The sequence below is a fragment of the Luminiphilus sp. nBUS_07 genome, assembly GCF_051201685.1.
Lineage (GTDB): Bacteria > Pseudomonadota > Gammaproteobacteria > Pseudomonadales > Halieaceae > Luminiphilus.
Genome location: NZ_CP179213.1, coordinates 2,943,502 through 2,960,072 on the forward strand (window position 1 = coordinate 2,943,502; position 16,571 = coordinate 2,960,072).

19 protein-coding genes are annotated in these 16,571 nt (G+C 52.6%); 7 read left to right on the forward strand and 12 right to left on the reverse strand.

What is annotated here, in order from left to right; genetic code table 11:
- The first annotated feature begins 71 nt into the window (after positions 1-71).
- The 5 genes from ACMAZB_RS13125 to ACMAZB_RS13145 all read left to right on the forward strand — a co-directional run bounded on the left by ACMAZB_RS13125 (position 72) and on the right by ACMAZB_RS13145 (position 4,144).
- Entirely contained in the window at positions 72-566 is a 495-nt protein-coding gene (locus tag ACMAZB_RS13125; RefSeq protein ID WP_435217777.1) for a lytic transglycosylase domain-containing protein, read from the forward strand.
- 75 nt (positions 567-641) lie between these two features.
- The gene (locus ACMAZB_RS13130) at positions 642-1,481 is read left to right on the forward strand and encodes a helix-turn-helix transcriptional regulator (protein WP_435217779.1); all 840 of its coding nucleotides are present in this window, start codon (positions 642-644) and stop codon (positions 1,479-1,481) included.
- A gap of 117 nt (positions 1,482-1,598) precedes the next feature.
- Positions 1,599-2,942, forward strand: a complete 1,344-nt coding sequence (locus tag ACMAZB_RS13135; RefSeq protein ID WP_435217781.1) for a glutamine synthetase family protein — start codon at positions 1,599-1,601, stop codon at positions 2,940-2,942.
- Between the two features lie 70 nt (positions 2,943-3,012).
- The gene (locus ACMAZB_RS13140) at positions 3,013-3,492 is read left to right on the forward strand and encodes a glutathione peroxidase (RefSeq protein WP_435217783.1); all 480 of its coding nucleotides are present in this window, start codon (positions 3,013-3,015) and stop codon (positions 3,490-3,492) included.
- An 85-nt stretch (positions 3,493-3,577) separates the two neighbouring features.
- Positions 3,578-4,144, forward strand: a complete 567-nt coding sequence (locus tag ACMAZB_RS13145) for a carboxymuconolactone decarboxylase family protein (protein ID WP_435217784.1) — start codon at positions 3,578-3,580, stop codon at positions 4,142-4,144.
- Positions 4,145-4,219: 75 nt separating this feature from the next.
- Here ACMAZB_RS13145 and ACMAZB_RS13150 read toward each other — a convergent pair whose 3' ends face one another.
- The 12 genes from ACMAZB_RS13150 to ACMAZB_RS13205 form a co-directional block, all read right to left on the reverse strand.
- Entirely contained in the window at positions 4,220-5,809 is a 1,590-nt protein-coding gene (locus ACMAZB_RS13150) for a peptide chain release factor 3 (protein ID WP_435217786.1), read from the reverse strand.
- 121 nt (positions 5,810-5,930) lie between these two features.
- The gene (gene lipB, locus ACMAZB_RS13155; RefSeq protein WP_435220090.1) at positions 5,931-6,497 is read right to left on the reverse strand and encodes a lipoyl(octanoyl) transferase LipB; all 567 of its coding nucleotides are present in this window, start codon (positions 6,495-6,497) and stop codon (positions 5,931-5,933) included.
- Between the two features lie 57 nt (positions 6,498-6,554).
- On the reverse strand, positions 6,555-6,821 hold the full coding sequence (locus tag ACMAZB_RS13160; RefSeq protein ID WP_435212541.1) for a YbeD family protein: 267 nt from the start codon (positions 6,819-6,821) through the stop codon (positions 6,555-6,557).
- A 20-nt stretch (positions 6,822-6,841) separates the two neighbouring features.
- On the reverse strand, positions 6,842-8,002 hold the full coding sequence (locus tag ACMAZB_RS13165; protein WP_435217788.1) for a D-alanyl-D-alanine carboxypeptidase family protein: 1,161 nt from the start codon (positions 8,000-8,002) through the stop codon (positions 6,842-6,844).
- A 90-nt stretch (positions 8,003-8,092) separates the two neighbouring features.
- Positions 8,093-8,866 carry a septal ring lytic transglycosylase RlpA family protein gene (locus tag ACMAZB_RS13170; RefSeq protein WP_435217790.1) on the reverse strand — a complete coding sequence of 258 codons (774 nt, stop codon included), beginning with the start codon at positions 8,864-8,866 and terminating at the stop codon, positions 8,093-8,095.
- Positions 8,859-9,845 carry a lytic murein transglycosylase B gene (gene mltB, locus ACMAZB_RS13175; RefSeq protein ID WP_435217792.1) on the reverse strand — a complete coding sequence of 329 codons (987 nt, stop codon included), beginning with the start codon at positions 9,843-9,845 and terminating at the stop codon, positions 8,859-8,861. Before mltB ends, ACMAZB_RS13170 begins: the two co-directional genes overlap by 8 nt.
- 33 nt (positions 9,846-9,878) lie before the next feature.
- Positions 9,879-11,021, reverse strand: coding sequence for a rod shape-determining protein RodA (rodA, locus tag ACMAZB_RS13180; RefSeq protein ID WP_435217794.1), 1,143 nt, complete (start codon positions 11,019-11,021; stop codon positions 9,879-9,881).
- Positions 11,014-12,858: a penicillin-binding protein 2 gene (gene mrdA / locus ACMAZB_RS13185; protein WP_435217796.1), complete on the reverse strand. Its 1,845-nt coding sequence runs from the start codon at positions 12,856-12,858 to the stop codon at positions 11,014-11,016. The genes rodA and mrdA overlap by 8 nt, the downstream gene beginning before the upstream one ends.
- Before the next feature lie 6 nt (positions 12,859-12,864).
- The gene (rlmH, locus tag ACMAZB_RS13190; protein WP_435212553.1) at positions 12,865-13,332 is read right to left on the reverse strand and encodes a 23S rRNA (pseudouridine(1915)-N(3))-methyltransferase RlmH; all 468 of its coding nucleotides are present in this window, start codon (positions 13,330-13,332) and stop codon (positions 12,865-12,867) included.
- Positions 13,332-13,685, reverse strand: coding sequence for a ribosome silencing factor (gene rsfS, locus ACMAZB_RS13195; RefSeq protein WP_435212555.1), 354 nt, complete (start codon positions 13,683-13,685; stop codon positions 13,332-13,334). The genes rlmH and rsfS overlap by 1 nt, the downstream gene beginning before the upstream one ends.
- A 17-nt stretch (positions 13,686-13,702) precedes the next feature.
- The gene (gene nadD / locus ACMAZB_RS13200; RefSeq protein WP_435217798.1) at positions 13,703-14,350 is read right to left on the reverse strand and encodes a nicotinate-nucleotide adenylyltransferase; all 648 of its coding nucleotides are present in this window, start codon (positions 14,348-14,350) and stop codon (positions 13,703-13,705) included.
- Complete coding sequence (locus tag ACMAZB_RS13205) at positions 14,347-15,609, reverse strand: glutamate-5-semialdehyde dehydrogenase (protein WP_435217800.1); 1,263 nt, start codon at positions 15,607-15,609, stop codon at positions 14,347-14,349. Before ACMAZB_RS13205 ends, nadD begins: the two co-directional genes overlap by 4 nt.
- 132 nt (positions 15,610-15,741) lie before the next feature.
- Between ACMAZB_RS13205 and ACMAZB_RS13210 the strand changes: the two genes are divergently transcribed.
- Positions 15,742-15,939 (forward strand): (2Fe-2S)-binding protein, encoded by a 198-nt coding sequence (locus ACMAZB_RS13210; RefSeq protein WP_435217802.1) that lies wholly within the window; start codon positions 15,742-15,744, stop codon positions 15,937-15,939.
- Positions 15,940-16,073: 134 nt separating this feature from the next.
- Positions 16,074-16,562, forward strand: a complete 489-nt coding sequence (bfr, locus tag ACMAZB_RS13215) for a bacterioferritin (RefSeq protein WP_007234839.1) — start codon at positions 16,074-16,076, stop codon at positions 16,560-16,562.
- Positions 16,563-16,571: the final 9 nt, after the last annotated feature.

Below are 16,571 nucleotides of genomic sequence, written 5' to 3' on the forward strand. Positions count from 1 at the left end.
TGTTGTTAACCTGTTTGTGGTGCTGGCTATTTATTAACGCAGCGCAAGCAGAGCCCGCGGAGCGGGCAGCAATGCGAAGCTTTCTCGAGCAATCCATTGCTGGCGCGACCAGCTTTGAGGATCGATTTGATGCTGAAGTTTGGCTGCTCGACATGCAGACCCGACTGGCACCTTTCATGTCTGACCCTGAAGAGCGCGTGCAGTTTTTGACCCTACTGCATCAAGAAGCACTGGCGGCTAATCTTCCCCCCGAGCTGGTACTCGCGCTTATTGAGGTCGAAAGCCACTTTGACCGGTTCGCAGTATCAAGCGCTGGGGCACAAGGCTACATGCAGGTCATGCCTTTTTGGAAGGATGAGATTGGAAGACCTGGGGACAACCTTACGCGCAGCGATACAAACCTACGTTACGGCTGCAGAATTCTTCAGTTCTACTGGCAGCGAGAATCGGGTGATCTACATCGCGCACTGGCGGCTTACAACGGCTCACTGGGCAGTCGCAAGTACAGCGATAAAGTGTTTCGCGCGTGGCAAAGCCGCTGGCGCAACGCGCCGCTTGACTGGTAGTTTATGGTCAGTCGAATTGGGAGGCGGTGCCCTGATCGGCAAACCCGAGCACTTAAAACGAGAGACTGACTAACTATGGTCAACCTGCAAGCATTTACTCGCTGGAATTCTGATCTCGCAAAAACCGTTGCTGCTATTGGCGGCGACGCGTTTTTCAATCAGCTGTTCTCGGCTCTTGCGGACCAGGTCGCTCATATCTACCCCCAAATTTGGCTGTACCATCGCGACCTGCCACCAAGAATTCTCTATCACGAAATACCCGCTGATGCGGTGGAGCTGCAAATAGACCGGTATCTCGAGGGCCCGTATCGGGAAGATCCCTTTTATCAAATATCGATGAATAGCCCGCGTAGCAGTATTTACAAGTTGGGGCGCCTGACAGGCAATACTTTCGAAGACAGCGGCTACTTCCGTAACTACTACGGTGGCACCGGCACCTGTGATGAGATTACCTTTCTGACGCGCCTAGACGATGGCAGCGTTGTGAATTTTTGTATTATGCGCAAAGCTTGTGACACTCCTTTTAGCGATGAAGACTACGACCTGCTTTACAGCGTGTCTGAAATTGTGGCGTCGCTTATTCAGTCGCACTGTCATCGGGACGATTTCGCGTCGACAAATTTATTACAACCCGGGCTCGACGCCCAAATTGACATTGCCTTTAAGTCCTTTGGCAGTGATTTTGTGAGTCCAAGAGAGCGTGAGGTACTAGAGCTAATGCTAAGGGGTTATGGCGCAGATACGTCTGCGGAGCGACTTTCGATATCCCTCGAGACCGTGCGGCGACATCGAAAGGCACTCTACAAAAAGCTGGATGTGTCCTGTCAGGCTGACTTATTTGCACTCTTCATCAACACAATGCCTTATATCGCTAGCGCTCAGGGAGGAGATCCGCTGTCCGTTTACATGCAGTAATCCGTAAATCTTTGAACTAACTCACAAAAAAGCTCCCTTCACTGCCCTTTTTGGGGCATTGCCTGCCCCAGCGGCGCAGCTCAGACTCCCCTCTTTACAAATTTAGCGGTGATACCCGTGCAACGCGAAGTCGACTTATTCCTGAAGGCCTACCCCTCTGTAGAAATGATTGAGGCGCTGATTACTGACTGTAACGGTGTCGCTAGAGGCAAGTGGATACCACGTGGAAAAATACAATCTGTGCTCGATGATGGCTTAAAGCTACCCAAGTCTGCATTGGGTTTAGACATTTGGGGCAGAGATATTCCAGAATTAGCCCATGCCAATGGCGATATTGACGGTTACTGCATGGCCGTTGAGAACTCTTTAAAGCCCGTGCTGACGCCTCGCGGTACCGATCAGGGACAATTGATCATGACCATGATCGATGAAACTGGCGCCCCCTACATGGGTGATCCCCGACAAATTCTTGCCAAGGTTTTGGCGGGATTTACAGAGCGAAATCTGAAGCCTTGTATGGCTGCAGAGCTGGAATTTTACTTGGTGCCTGACCCTGGACGAGACAAGCCGCTTAGAAGCGCCCTCGATAGCCTGGACACGTTGGGCGGCAATCTCTACGCATTAAATGAGCTAGACCACCACAGTGAAATGCTCGATCTACTGAGAGAGACCTTTAAGGTACAGGACCTTCCCTACGAAGGCATTATCAAGGAATCTGCCCCAGCTCAATTCGAAATCAATATGGCCCACAGTGACGATGTGATGCTGATGGCGGATCAAATCATACGCATGCAGCGCTGTATTCGCAGAGTCGCTAGCCAGTGTAATTTGATCGCCAGCTTTATGCCCAAACCCCTTGATGATGAAGCGGGAAATGGCATGCACATCCACTGTAGTGTGCTAGAAGAGCGGGGCCTCAACATTTTTAACGACGGCAATGATGAAGGCAGCCCTCTGTTGAAGCAGGCGATCGCAGGATGCTTGGAGCTGATGCCCGACTCCATGCTGATTTTCGCCCCCAGCTTCAACGCTTATCGACGCTTTCAAGCTGGCAATCATGCCCCGACCGTCCCAACATGGGGCTATGACAATCGCACCACTGCACTTCGCGTTCCCTCTGGGCCACAAACAGCCCTGCGTATCGAGCACCGAGTCGCCGGAGCCGACGCCAACCCCTATTTGGTGATGGCGGTAATGCTGGCCGGAATTCTTCACGGTCTAGAAAATAAAATGGAGCCCCCAGCGGCGATTGAGGGTAACGCCTGGGATATGCAGCATGAAACGCCCAACCTCCCCTGTCTGATGAATGTGGCGGTAGAAAAATTTCTAAATTCACCCCTCATCGAAAAATACCTCAGCGCCGAGTTTCAACTGTTATATGGCAAGACCAAAGAGCAAGAGCTGAACGAATTTCAGCGCCGGGTCACTGATTTTGAGATTGAAACCTATCTCAGGGGTTAAAAATTGTGCTGATCCGCGAAGCCTTATTCCCGTATCATCTAGCATCTATTGACGCCGAGAGAAGAACCCCATGACCACTGCCTATGACTTTCAAGCAAGCGCTGCCAATGGCGACGAAGTCAACTTAGACGACTATCGGGGGCGAGTTTTGCTGATCGTCAATACCGCTTCCAAATGCGGCTTCACCCCTCAATACGAGGGGCTAGAAGCACTTCAAGCCCAATACCACGACAAGGGGTTTGATGTGCTGGCATTCCCATGTAACCAGTTTGGCGGCCAAGAGCCCGGCAGCGAAGAGGAAATCGTAGAGTTTTGCACTACGCGATTCAGCTCTACGTTTCCTATTTTTGCAAAAATTGAGGTCAATGGCGCGGACACACACCCGCTATACAGTTGGCTGAAGGGTCAGGCCAAAGGCATTATGGGTACCGAGCGCATCAAATGGAATTTCACTAAGTTTCTCATCAATGCCGAAGGAAATGTCGCTAAGCGTTATGGCTCCCAAACAAAGCCCGCAGCCATTGCAAAAGATATTGAAGAACTACTCTGAAGGCTCACGGCAGAGACCCCGCCACAGGCTTACCGTTGTGAGGATCGTTAATTCCACCCGGCCGAATTAGGCTTCTAGGAACACTGTGCGATTAAAAAAGCCTCGAATCTACCCCCTACCCGATGACGCCATCGGCGATGACATTCGCAGCCAGTTGGGCTCGCAGTTCGAAGGACAACACGTTCTCAACGTCTTCCGCACATTGGGAAAATCGTTGAAAGCCTATCGCAGATTCATGGGCTGGGGGGGCTATATTCTCTCATCGGACAACGACCTGAGCCCGCGAGACCGAGAGCTCGTCATTCTTCGCACGGGGTACAACTGGCAGTCGGGATATGAATGGGCTCAGCACGCGCGAATAGGAAGTGCCTGTGGGCTGAGTGATGAAGAGATACAGCGTATTAAGGCTGGTCCTCAAGCCACAGGATGGAGCCATCGCGATCGTGCTTTGCTCAATGCCACAGACAATCTCACTAACGACGCCTTCATCAGCGATACCAACTGGGCGGCCCTAAGCGACTTCTCTGAAAAACAGCGAATGGACCTGGTTATGACCGTGGGGCAATACACCCAAGTATCAATGATGCTAAATAGTTTTGGGGTGCAGCTAGACCCTGGTTACACGCTGGACCCTGACCTAGACGACCGTTGATACATCCCGTTAACGGTTTTGTCATAAAGGCTTGGCGTCACCCAACCGCCACACTCGGGAACACGCCATGCCAACTTAATGCTCTCGAGTCTCCCTGAACTGAATGTCAGGCCAACGCTCCTCCATGAGTGCCAGATTGACCCGCGTCGGCGCCAAATAAGTAAGATAACCGCCGCCATCCTCTGACAGATTATCTTCAGCCTTTTTGCGAAATTCCTCTAACTTACGTGGATCCTCAGCTTCTATCCATCGTGCGGTGTACACGTTAATCGGTTCATAAATCGCTTCGACTTTATATTCATCTTTTAACCGGTAAGCCACAACATCAAACTGCAATTGGCCCACAGCGCCTACGACCAAATCGGTCGACATCAGCGGTGAAAAAACCTGTGTCGAGCCCTCCTCCGACAGCTGTTGGAGGCCTTTTTGCAGCGCCTTCAACTTCATGGGGTCTTTGAGTCGTATACGCCGAAACAGCTCTGGAGCAAAATGGGGAATCCCTGTGTAGCGAAGGTCTTCGCCGAGGGTAAAGGTATCCCCTATCTGAATAGTCCCGTGATTATGAAGACCAATAATATCCCCGGAGACCGCCTCATCAACCAATACCCGCTCACCGGCCTTAAAGGTCACTGCATCTGCAATCTTAACGTCTTTGGCCGCGCGAACATGGCGCATCTTCATGCCTTTGGCGTAGCGCCCCGAGCAAATTCGGACAAAGGCAATACGATCGCGATGCTTAGGGTCCATATTGGCTTGTATTTTAAAGACAAACCCCGAAAAGGGTTCTTCCCTAGCATCAACAAGCCGGGTCCGGGTTTCTCGGGGTAAGGGCTTCGGAGCCCACTCAACAAATTTATCAAGCATTTCCCGAACACCAAAATTACCCAGGGCGGTGCCAAAAAATACTGGGCTCAACTTTCCTTGCAGGAAGGCCTCCTGATCAAAAGGGTGACTCGCGCCTTTGACCAATTCAATTTCATCACAAATTGACTCATATTCGTCGTCGAGCAGCGCTTTAGCTTCGGGGGAATCCAACCCTTTAATTCGAGTGTCTGGGGGTAATAAAGCGTTGTGGCCCGCCTCAAAAACGTGAATCACGTCATCGTGCAAGTCATAAACACCCTTAAAGTGTTTGCCCATACCGATAGGCCAATTAACCGGCGCACCGGCAATACCCAGGACCGCCTCTATCTCGTCTAGCAACTCGATAGGGTCGCGAATATCCCTGTCCATCTTGTTGACAAAAGATACGATGGGCGTATCCCTCAACCGACAGACATTCATCAGTTTGATGGTTCTATCCTCAACGCCCTTAGCGCCATCAATTACCATCAGCGCCGAATCCACTGCAGTGAGGGTCCTGTAGGTATCCTCCGAGAAGTCCTCGTGCCCAGGGGTGTCTAGCAAATTAACCGTGCGATCTTTGTAGGGAAATTGCATCACCGAAGAGGTCACGGAAATGCCGCGCTCCTGTTCAAGGCTCATCCAATCTGACGTCGCATGGGGCCCCCGCTTGCCCTTTACCGAGCCCGCAATTTGGATAGCGTTGCCCAGCAACAGCAGCTTTTCGGTAATCGTCGTTTTACCCGCGTCCGGGTGAGAAATAATGGCAAAGGTGCGCCGTGCTTCAATATCGCGTTTTAAATCTGCCACTGTATCGGACATGTTGGTTCCTCCTGAAGCGCGGGATTATGCCAGTGCCAATGCACCCCCGCCATGAAGTCAGTGATGAAACCACTAGAAAGGCTGTGAAATACCAATAATCCCGGCTCACCCCCTGACACACTCAGGTTGCAGGGCGCGAAAACTCAAACTCCAGGCTATCTAGCAAGGCTTGTCCAATGGCCTCCTTGTCGACAGCGTCAGCACCTAGTAAAGACGCCATCGAAATCACCTCGAGTCCAGCATGTCCGCAGGGGTTTATGCGGCGGAAAGGTTCGAGATCCATATCCACGTTTAGTGACACGCCATGGTAGCTACAACCCCGAGAGACCTTCAATCCAAGCGCCGCGATCTTCCTGCCCTCGACGTAGACGCCGGGAGCTTTTGGGTCAGCCGAGGCCTGAATGCCATATTTGGCAAGCAGTGCGATAACGGCTCGCTCAATAGCCGTCACCAGCCCCCTCACCGTAAGGCTGCTACGTCGAATATCGAGCAATACGTAGACCACCCACTGCCCGGGCCCGTGGTAGGTCACCTGCCCTCCTCGATCAATTTTCACGACGGGGATATCACCGGGGGCCAGTAAATGTGCTGCCTTACCCGCCACCCCTTGGGTGAACACCGCAGGGTGTTCGAGCAGCCAGAGCTCATCAGGGGTGTCTTCGGTTCGATTCTGGGTAAAGGCTTTCATCGCCGAAAACGTTTCGTCGTAATCAACCAGCCCTAAAAGCCGCCGCTCAATCACCGCTCAAATCACCATAGAAACTCGGCCCGTCGCCATCAGATCCTGATGGAGCGCCGCGAGTTGTTCAGGGCCTGTCGCCTCGATAATCAGCGTTAAAGACAAAAAGGTGCCGCCTTTGGAGGGACGACGCTGGGTCAGACTGCGGTCAAAGGCCGGCGCGTGCGTTTCAAAGACCTCGTTAATAACCGCCTCAAAATCATGGCCCGCTCGGCCCAACACCTTGATGGGGTAGCTACAGGGAAACTCTATTTTTGGGGCTTCTGGTTCCATGGGTCTTCCCTAGCAAAACATCAAGGGCTGAATATCTGGGAGAGCCACAGTAGAAAACCATCCCAAAGACGCTTAAAGAACCCTGCGGACTCGACGTTCTGAAGCGCCTGCAGGGGTCTCTCCAACAACAGCTCCCCATCGAGAAAAACTTGCAGCTGACCCACCGCATCTCCCTTGTTGATCGGAGCCTGCAGCGGATCATCGAAGGAGGCAATCACTTCAGGAGTTGCCTGAGTTCTGGGCACAACAACGGTCACAGACTCCAATAGGCCGCCATCAACAACCTCTGTCTTACCTTTCCAGACCCGAGTACTGCCAAGTGACGCTACGCCAGTTACAACTTCCAAATTTTTGTAAAAACGAAACCCGTAATTCAATAGGGAGCGCGTCTCTGCTTTGCGACTGCGCGTACTGTTACTGCCTAAAACCACTGAAATTAAGCGCATACCATCGCGCTCAGCTGAAGCCACAAGGCCATATCCAGCAACACTCGTGTAACCTGTTTTCAGACCATCGACCGAGGGATCTTCGCGCAGCAGATGGTTCCGATTGTGCTGCTTAATATCGTTGTAGGTATAAGACTGCTGGCGATACACCCGGTAGCGTTCTGGGTGATTACGAATCGTTGCGCTGGCAAGCACGCCAAGATCTCGAGCCGTTGTCAGATGATCTGAATTCGGTAAACCGTGAGTATTTTCAAAGTGGGTCGCGGCAAGCCCTAGCTCCTCGGCATAGCGATTCATGAGAGCAACAAACGCCTCTTCACTACCTGCAATGTGCTCGGCAATGGCAACCGTCGCATCATTGCCTGAGGATATGGCGATGCCCTGCTCAAGCTCCCCTACCGTCACTACCTTACCGGGCTCGATCCACATTAAGGATGAGCCGCGAAATTTAGGGTTTTGGGACCAAGCATTCCGGCTGACCGTGACTTCGTCGTCAAGGGACAACCGACCGGCATCGACCTCTTCCGCGAGAATGTAAGACGTCATTAGCTTGGTCAGACTCGCCGGGGGTAGTCGAGTGTCAATGTTGTGCTCGACCAGAATTTCTCCGGTAATAAAGTCTAGCAATAGATAGGCATCGGCATTGATACCCGGAGGCGCCGGCACCAGCGATACCGCCGTGGCAGAGGCGTTGAAAAACAAAGCGATGAGTGCAACAAAAACGGGGTTTTTCATGCGGTCGGAATGCACCGTAGCAACAATAAGGAACGCAATGGTATCAGTGACTCAGTACTAGGGGTAAAAATCAGCGAAAAAAGCGCCCCTTTAGGGCATGGGTTGCCCTTGGGGCAAACCCGCTGCTCGCAGCTGATTTTGAGCCTCACGCAAGTCTGTCTGATTCTCAAAGGGCCCCAAACGAACACGAAAAATCAGGCCACTTGCAATGGTCGCGGGCAGGACCTCTGCAGGCACTGTGACGAATCGCTGCGACTCTTCAGCCAGTGCCTGAGCTGCGGCTTCACTCACATAGGCACCCAACTGCAGCGTCCGATACTCAATAACCGGGTTGTTGCGAAGGTCCGACACTCCCATGACCTCAACGGTATCAATGCGAACTGTTGCAGTGCCTTGATCAGCAAAACCCAGACGCACTGCAGCTCCGTAGGAAAGGTCTATGATTCGATCCGGGTGAAAGGGACCCCGATCATTCACCCTGAGGATCATGCTGGCTTGATTCTCAAGGTTTGTGACACGAACATAGGTAGGGATGGGCAGGGAACGATGGGCTGCAGTTGGCTCATAGGCACTAAAACGCTCGCCATTTGCGGTGGCACGGCCATGAAATTTCAACCCATACCATGATGCAATACCCTCTGCGGAGTAATTGTCGGCACTTTCCAAAACAGTGTAGGTCTGACCGTTTACCGTGTACGGACTGCTGTTGCCCGCCCTGGTAATAGGTTCTGCAATCGGAATCGCATCTGGCACTGCACCCGGAGAGATCGGCGGTGGTGCCCTGTCCGCCACCTCAATCGTCTGTGTACAACCCTCTAGCAGCAGGAGACTTACTGCGATCAAAACTCTCAAACAGTTAGCCATCTGCAGCCAAGCTCTCGATCTCCTGGCTGAGTTGCCAGACACTCAAGGCATACATCGCACTATGGTTATAGCGAGTAATGACATAAAAGTTTTCAAGACAGAGCCAATATTCAAAACCCTTTTCACCCTGCAGCCGCAGTGGGGTCGCCACCATAGAGACATCGGTGGCGGTGTGAGGCGCAAAGCCCTGTTCGGCGAGCTCGCCCACTGTCATCGTCGGCTTAAGGCCTCCTTCAAACAATTCAGAGCTAGCGCCGTCGTAATTGGCGGGAACGACGACAAGAGCCCCCGGTTGCCAGCCATGACGAACAAAGTAATTGGCGACGCTAGCTATGGCATCCTCGGCATTGCCCCATATATCAGCAACGCCATCGCCATTATGATCTACAGCATAGGCTCGGTAGCTTGAAGGCATAAACTGGCCATACCCCATAGCCCCTGCATAAGAACCTTTCAACGCGAGAGGGTCTTTACCACTTTCGTAAGCCAAAATGAGAAAGTTTTCGAGCTCTCGAGTAAAGAATGGCGACCGTTTAGGGTAATCAAATGCGAGTGTTGCCAGTGCATCAATGACCCTGTAGCTGCCGGTAATGCGGCCATAAAAAGTTTCGACCCCTATGATGGCGGTAATCACAGATTCGGGTACACCCGTACTGGTGCTGACTTCTGTGAGTGTGTCGGCGTATTGTTTGGCAAACGCCACGCCTTCCTGAGCGCGTTTATCTGTCAAAAATATCTTGCGGTAGTCGTACCATGGCTTGGTCTTTTCTGCGGGCCTCGAAATGGCGTCCAAAATACTCTGCTGGCGCTCGGCTTGATTCAACAACGCAACCGCCCAGTCTCGATCGACACCCTGCTCAACAACATCGGCAAGAACTTGCTCGAGCTCAGCTCGTTCTGAATACTCTCCCGCAAAGCTCACGCTGGGCGAGACCAGTGCGAACACCATCAAAAAAAATACGTGAACCGGCGATGCCATTCTGCTTCCTCTTACCATGAATAAAATTTAAGTTTACTGCCTAATCACTCGCTTTTCGGCGCTGACAGCCATTAACACGCCAAAACCCAGCATCAACGTCACAATCGACGTTCCCCCCGCACTGACTAGGGGCAGCGGGACACCCACCACTGGGAGAATACCCGCCACCATACCCATATTGACGAAAACGTAGACAAAAAAGGTGAGCGTGATCGATGACGCAAGCAAACGCCCAAACCCGGTTTGAGCGCGTACGCTAATGGCAAACCCACGCCATATGATCAACGCATAAATTATCAGCAGAAGCACAACCCCTCGGAGGCCCAATTCTTCAGCCAACACAGCAATAATAAAGTCTGTCTGGCTTTCAGGTAAGAAATCGAGATGGGATTGCGTCCCCGATAACCAGCCCTTACCCGACCAGCCCCCTGACCCAATGGCTGTCTTAGACTGAATAATATTCCACCCCGCCCCTAATTTATCGGACTCAGGATCCAGTAAAGTCAGGATTCTCTGCTTTTGATAATCCTTGAGAACAAACAACCAAGCAGGCCACGCACTCATTAAAAACAATGTGGCTGCGCCTGCGATGTACCACCAACTGACCCCCGCCATAAACACCACAAACAGACCGCTCGCTGCCACCAGTAATGAGGTTCCTAAATCGGGCTGAATGACAATAAGACCCGCGGGGAGCGCGATGATCAGCAGCGCTCCCAACAAGGACCTAGGTCGCGGCGGTATGCCCTGGCGACTAAACCAAGAAGCGACCATCAGCGGCATAGCCAACTTCATAAGCTCTGATGGCTGAAAACGAATGACGCCTAAGCTGAGCCAGCGCTGCGCTCCTTTTGCGCCGACACCAAAAAGCGGCACCGCCACCAAAAGCAACAATGCCGCAACATAAAACAAAGGGGCCCATCGATAGTACGTATCTAATCGGATTTGGCTGGCAACCAGCATAGCCACCGTCGCAATAGCGAAGTTCCGCGCCTGTCTTATTAGGGCGGCCTGACTACCATCCGAAGCACTAAACAGCACAAAAAAACCATAAGTAACTAGTGCGACTAACAAGGCCAGTAACCAGCCATCTAAATGCAATGCAGTTAATACGGAATTTCGGTGCTTGAAATCACCGCGACTGTCTTCGGTAAGGTAGCGATCGTATTCAGCCATCCTGATCCCTCATCAGCCAAGCATCCATAACGGCTCTAGCGACAGGATAGGCCGCACTGCTACCGCCACCATTTTCAGCCAACACTGCTATCGCTATACGCGGGCTATCGACCGGTGCAAATGCCATAAACCAGCCGTGATTGCGGTGGCGGGCGTTAATATTCTCCTCGTCATAAACAGCATCTTGTGCAATACCAATGACCTGAGAGGTGCCCGTCTTACCCGCAATGGTATAGGCAAGGTCTTTAGCAATCGCTGAAGCGGTGCCTGCGGGGTTGTGCACGACATCCATCATTGCTGCAATGACTGCTGACCAATGTGCTGGACTAGCAACAACCTGTTCGCGGCGAGGTGACACTCGCGCCTCGCCATCAACACTGCTTACCAACGTCGGTGAGTAGGCGAAGCCTCGATTGGCCACGACCATCGCCGCCTGCGCCAACTGTAACGGCGTCGCCAGCATATAACCTTGGCCAATACCGACACTGAGAGTTTCTCCGGGATACCAAGGCTGATCAAGCTTCTCTCGCTTCCATGCCCGCGACGGTAGGATACCCCGCTGCTCGCTTGTGATATCGATGCCGGTCACTTGACCAAACCCGTAAGGGGCCAACCCCTCAGACAACCGATCGATGCCTAAATTTCGGGCCAGGTCGTAGTAATAAACGTCGCAGGACTCGGCAATCGCCATGCGCATATCAACCTCTGGCGCATGTCCGGTACCACGTATACGAAGAATCCAGTCACGGTAACGACGAGAGTCGCCCGGGATTTGATACCACCCGGGGTCCTTAACCGTGGTCTCCGGTGTAATAAGCCCAAGCTCAAGGCCGGCCAGCGCCAGCATAGGCTTCACCGTTGAACCCGGGGGATACTGACCCTGAATGGCTCTGTTTAATAAGGGCGTGTCAGGAGAGTCACGAAGTTCGCTGTAAGCTTTTGCGCTGATGCCGTTGACGAATAAGTTGCCGTCAAAACCGGGCTTTGATACCAGCGCTAAAACACCTCCGTTACGCGGATCTAACGCAACAACCGCTCCGCGCTGGTCCCCCAGGGCCGCCGCCGCAACCCGCTGAAGCTCCAAATCGAGATGCAATTTTAGATCTTTACCGGGAAGAGGTGCCTCTTGATCGAGTACCCGCAGAACTCGGCCGTGGGCGTTGGCTTCGATATTTTGATTGCCAACCCGCCCCAACAAAACATCCTCATAATATTTTTCCAACCCCACCTTGCCGATGTGAAATGTCCCTCGATAGCGGTCCTCGGCAATTCGCAGGGTTTCCTGTTGGTTAATACGCCCTACGTAACCTAAAACGTGACTGAGCAAATCACCATGAGGATAGGCTCGCGTTAATTGCGCCTCGATAGTGGCTCCGGGCAGCGTATGACGATGAACACCGATAACAGCGGTCTCCTCATCGGACAGACGCAACTTCAGGGGCACCGCGTCGTAAGGTCGACTGCGCCGGCGCCGCTCCTGAAAGCGCGCACGCTCCTCCGCATCTAGGCCTATTAGCGATTCAATGCGATCCAATAAGATCGATAAATCATCGGCCCGCTCCACAACAACCGCCAAAAGCTGGCTGGGTTCATTGCTGGCAAGTAGCTCGCCATTGCGATCGAAAATAAGCCCTCTTGTTGGAGGAAGGGCCTCAAGACGGACGCGATTGCGCTCTGACTGCGTCAGGAATTGCTGATAGTTATCAATTTGAAGCCCGTAATAACGGTAGAAAAGTACCGACAGCGCCAGCAGCACAATCACTGAAGCTGTTAACACACGGCCTCGATGTATCTCGGCCTCGCGACCTGTGTCTCGGATGGCTTCCCTAGGCGCCATTAAAAATCAGGCTCGGTGGTAGGGATGACGAGCATTGATAGACCAGGCACGGTACAGCTGTTCAGCCAACACAACGCGAACTAGAGGGTGGGGCAGCGTGATCCTCCCGAGTGACCATCTTGCATCTGCACGGTTTAATAAATCAGCATCAATACCGTCCGGGCCACCAATCAAAATAGCCATGGATGCCCCTTTGTGCTGGCTGATGGAAAAACTTTCGGCCATATCCTCAGTCCGAACCAGGCTGCCCCGCACATCCAAGGCCACCACCGTATCGTCATCTTTTATTTGCTTTGAAAGAGCAGTGGCTTCCTGAGCCCTGAATTTGTCGCTGTTGTTACCCTGACGCTTGGCAGGAGCTATTTCAACCCACTCCACGCGGAAATCCCTGGGCAGACGCTTGCAGTACTCGGAGACGCCAGCTACGACCCACGGCGGCATTCGCGTCCCTACCGCCAGCACTCTTATGCGCATTACTCAGCGCTAGGGGGCGCGGTCCATAACCGCTCAAGATCGTAGAAACTGCGCGTCGCCGGTTGCATCACATGCACCACAACATCGCCAAAATCGACCAGCACCCACTCACCCACCGTTTCACCTTCAATACCGATAGGTCGCATAGCTTCAGTTTTGGCCCGCATAATAACGTTATCAGCCAATGACTTAACATGACGCGTCGAGGTACCGCTGGCAATGACTAGAAAGTCCATCACCGAGCTCAGCGCCTTTACGTCGATGACGACTGGATCAACCGCCTTTAGATCATCTAAGGCATCAAGCACCAGCCCTGTTAGCGCGTCGGGTTGCGACGCGGTTAAATCACTCACTCAAACCCCCTGGGTAATTACTTAGCCGAACGGTAAAGACCGTGATCATTAATATACTCTAATACGCGGTCGGGCAGGAGATATCTGACGTTTCTACCCCCAGCAACTGCAAGCCGCAGCGCCGATGAAGAGATGTCTAAGGCTGGCTGAAGCAATCTTGTGACGGCGCCCTCAGCTTGGTTTAAAAGTTGCGATGGCGGAACCTCGTGCTCCTTTAACCAACCCTGAAGCTCCGGCGGCAGTTGTAGATCCCCTGGCGATCGAGACAACACCGCAATATTGGCGTGATCGAGCAAAAGCTCCCAATCTTGCCAACGGTTGAGCCGTTGTAAAGAATCAGCACCCATGATGAAGACGACCACCACCTCAGGTCCCAACTCCTGACGCAACTCTCTTAGCGTATCCACAGTGAAAGACAAGCCCTCCCGGTCCAGTTCACGCCGGTCAACGGTTAGACCCTCCATTCCTTCAACAGCCAGATCAAGCATGCGTGCTCTTTGTGCTGCACTTACCCCCGGGGTAGCCTTCAGGGGCGGTAACCGAGCCGGCATCAGCCGAATCGAATCGAGGCCTAGCAGGTCTCGACAATCCAACGCCCCTCGTAAATGTCCCACATGCACTGGATTGAAGGTGCCGCCCAGTATCCCGATGGCCGGCCGACTCACTGACGCACGTGTCCATCGCCAAATACAATATATTTGCTCGAGGTAAGGCCCTCGAGGCCAACCGGACCTCGAGCATGAAGCTTGTCGGTGGAAATACCTATTTCCGCGCCTAAACCGTACTCAAAACCGTCCGCGAAACGTGTTGAGGCGTTAATCATCACCGAGCTGGAGTCTACTTCCCGCAAAAATCGCATCGCTGTACTGTGGTTTTCTGTGACGATACTCTCTGTGTGACCCGAACTGTATTGCGCAATATGCGCCATCGCGCCGTCAACACCAGCGACCACCTTAATCGATAAAACTGGCGCCAAATATTCCGTTTGCCAATCTTCTTCGGTGGCTGCTACGCCAACGGCAGCGCTGGCGGCACAAGCTTTAGTGCACCCTCGCAGCTCAACGCCTGCGGCAGCTAGCGCCTCAGCAATAGCGGGCAGTAAGGCGAGGGCTTCCTCATCGATCAGCAAAGTTTCTAGCGTGTTGCAGGTTCCGTAGCGCGAAGTTTTCGCGTTAATGGTAATCGCTTGGGCTCGTTCGGGACATGCCTCCGCATCAATATAGACATGGCAAATACCATCGAGATGCTTCAGCACTGGCACCGTTGCTGCCCCACTGATTCGCTCTATGAGCCCTTTGCCACCTCGAGGGATCACCATATCGACATAATCGGAGAGCTGAATCAGGGCATCTACTACGGCGCGGTCCGTTGTCTCTACAACTTGAATAACTTCATTGGGCAAACCGGCTTCTGCCAGTCCTTTTTGAATGCAACGTCCAAGCGCCAGATTAGAGTTAATGGCTTCTGAACCCCCTCGTAAAATGGCGGCATTTCCCGCCTTCAGGCACAAGCTTGCAGCCTCTATCGTTACGTTGGGCCTAGACTCATAAATAATTCCAATAACCCCCAGAGGCACCCGCATTTTGCCAACCCGAATACCAGAGTCCATTGTGCGAACACCGTCGATAGCGCCAACAGGATCAGGCAATGCAGCGACCTGCTCCAAGCTCACCATCAAACTGGAAATCCTGTCGGCATTCAGTTCGAGTCTGTCAAGCAACGCGGGCGCGAGCCCAGACTCCACGGCTGCCGCTAAATCTTGGGCGTTGGCCGCCATCAGATCGTCCCGGTTACTGGCAATTGCATCTCGGATGCCCAGCAGCGCCTGATTTCGAGTCGCTACAGTGCTTGCCGCAACAATACGGGAGGCGTCTCGGGCCTGCCGACCCAGCTCTTTTACCCTGTTTTCGATGGACACAGTCATTCCTTCATTTTGGTGCGGGGAGTATACGCCCAAGACACTCGCTCCCACAGGCCAAAACCCAATTGCTAATGCGGTTGACAATGATTCGCAATTGCGTATTCTAGGCATATGTTTGTTTGTATATGCAATGGCGTGACCGACTCTTCCATCCGACGCGAAATGGAGGCCGGCGCTACTTCTTTTGCCGACGTCCAAAATCGCTTGGGTGTAGCCCGTCAGTGTGGTTCCTGCGAACACCTAGCCCGCGCCATCGTCAACGAGTTTTCTAAACCTGATCCTAGATACTTTTACAACGCCGCTCCCGACGAATCTATGGCCGCCGTAGCCTGACGATAACGTAGCTGCTAATCATTCTGATTAGCATTAGAAAATTTATTTAAAACAACGACTTAACCTGTTTATTTTGTGGTTCAGTCGCGGCCATTACGTTATAGTAGCGCCTCACTATTTCACAGGAATGCACCATGAAAGGCGACGCTAAAGTTATCGAACATCTCAACAAAATTCTCTACAACGAGCTTGTTGCGATCAATCAATACTTTTTGCATAGCAAAATGTACAAAGACTGGGGTCTCAGCGAACTCGCGGAACACGAGTACCACGAGTCTATAGATGAAATGAAGCATGCAGACGCCCTTGTAGAGCGCATCTTGTTCCTAGAGGGCCTCCCCAATCTGCAAGACCTAGGCAGGCTGATGATTGGCGAAAACCCCCGAGAAATGCTCGAGTGCGATTTGAAACTTGAGCATATCGCCCACGAAGATCTCAAAGCCACAGTGGCTCATTGCGAGGAGGTCAGGGACTACGTGTCGAGAGACCTCGCACAAAGCATCCTCGACGCCGAAGAGGAGCATATTGACTGGCTGGAAACCCAGCTCTCGTTAATGGATCGAGTTGGCGAACAAAACTACTTGCAAACAGCAATGCGGACGGTCAAGCCATCGGAAAGCTGAAACAGCGGC

Coding starts and splice junctions, on each gene's coding strand:
- mrdA (WP_435217796.1), bottom strand. CDS start 12,858: ATGGCGCCTAGGGAAGCCATCCGAGACACAGGTCGCGAGGCCGAGATA.
- ACMAZB_RS13130 (WP_435217779.1), top strand. CDS start 642: ATGGTCAACCTGCAAGCATTTACTCGCTGGAATTCTGATCTCGCAAAA.
- bfr (WP_007234839.1), top strand. CDS start 16,074: ATGAAAGGCGACGCTAAAGTTATCGAACATCTCAACAAAATTCTCTAC.
- ACMAZB_RS13165 (WP_435217788.1), bottom strand. CDS start 8,002: ATGAAAAACCCCGTTTTTGTTGCACTCATCGCTTTGTTTTTCAACGCC.
- ACMAZB_RS13125 (WP_435217777.1), top strand. CDS start 72: ATGCGAAGCTTTCTCGAGCAATCCATTGCTGGCGCGACCAGCTTTGAG.
- ACMAZB_RS13150 (WP_435217786.1), bottom strand. CDS start 5,809: ATGTCCGATACAGTGGCAGATTTAAAACGCGATATTGAAGCACGGCGC.
- rodA (WP_435217794.1), bottom strand. CDS start 11,021: ATGGCTGAATACGATCGCTACCTTACCGAAGACAGTCGCGGTGATTTC.
- ACMAZB_RS13205 (WP_435217800.1), bottom strand. CDS start 15,609: ATGACTGTGTCCATCGAAAACAGGGTAAAAGAGCTGGGTCGGCAGGCC.
- rlmH (WP_435212553.1), bottom strand. CDS start 13,332: ATGCGCATAAGAGTGCTGGCGGTAGGGACGCGAATGCCGCCGTGGGTC.
- ACMAZB_RS13160 (WP_435212541.1), bottom strand. CDS start 6,821: ATGGAACCAGAAGCCCCAAAAATAGAGTTTCCCTGTAGCTACCCCATC.
- mltB (WP_435217792.1), bottom strand. CDS start 9,845: ATGGCATCGCCGGTTCACGTATTTTTTTTGATGGTGTTCGCACTGGTC.
- lipB (WP_435220090.1), bottom strand. CDS start 6,497: ATGAAAGCCTTTACCCAGAATCGAACCGAAGACACCCCTGATGAGCTC.
- ACMAZB_RS13140 (WP_435217783.1), top strand. CDS start 3,013: ATGACCACTGCCTATGACTTTCAAGCAAGCGCTGCCAATGGCGACGAA.
- ACMAZB_RS13170 (WP_435217790.1), bottom strand. CDS start 8,866: ATGGCTAACTGTTTGAGAGTTTTGATCGCAGTAAGTCTCCTGCTGCTA.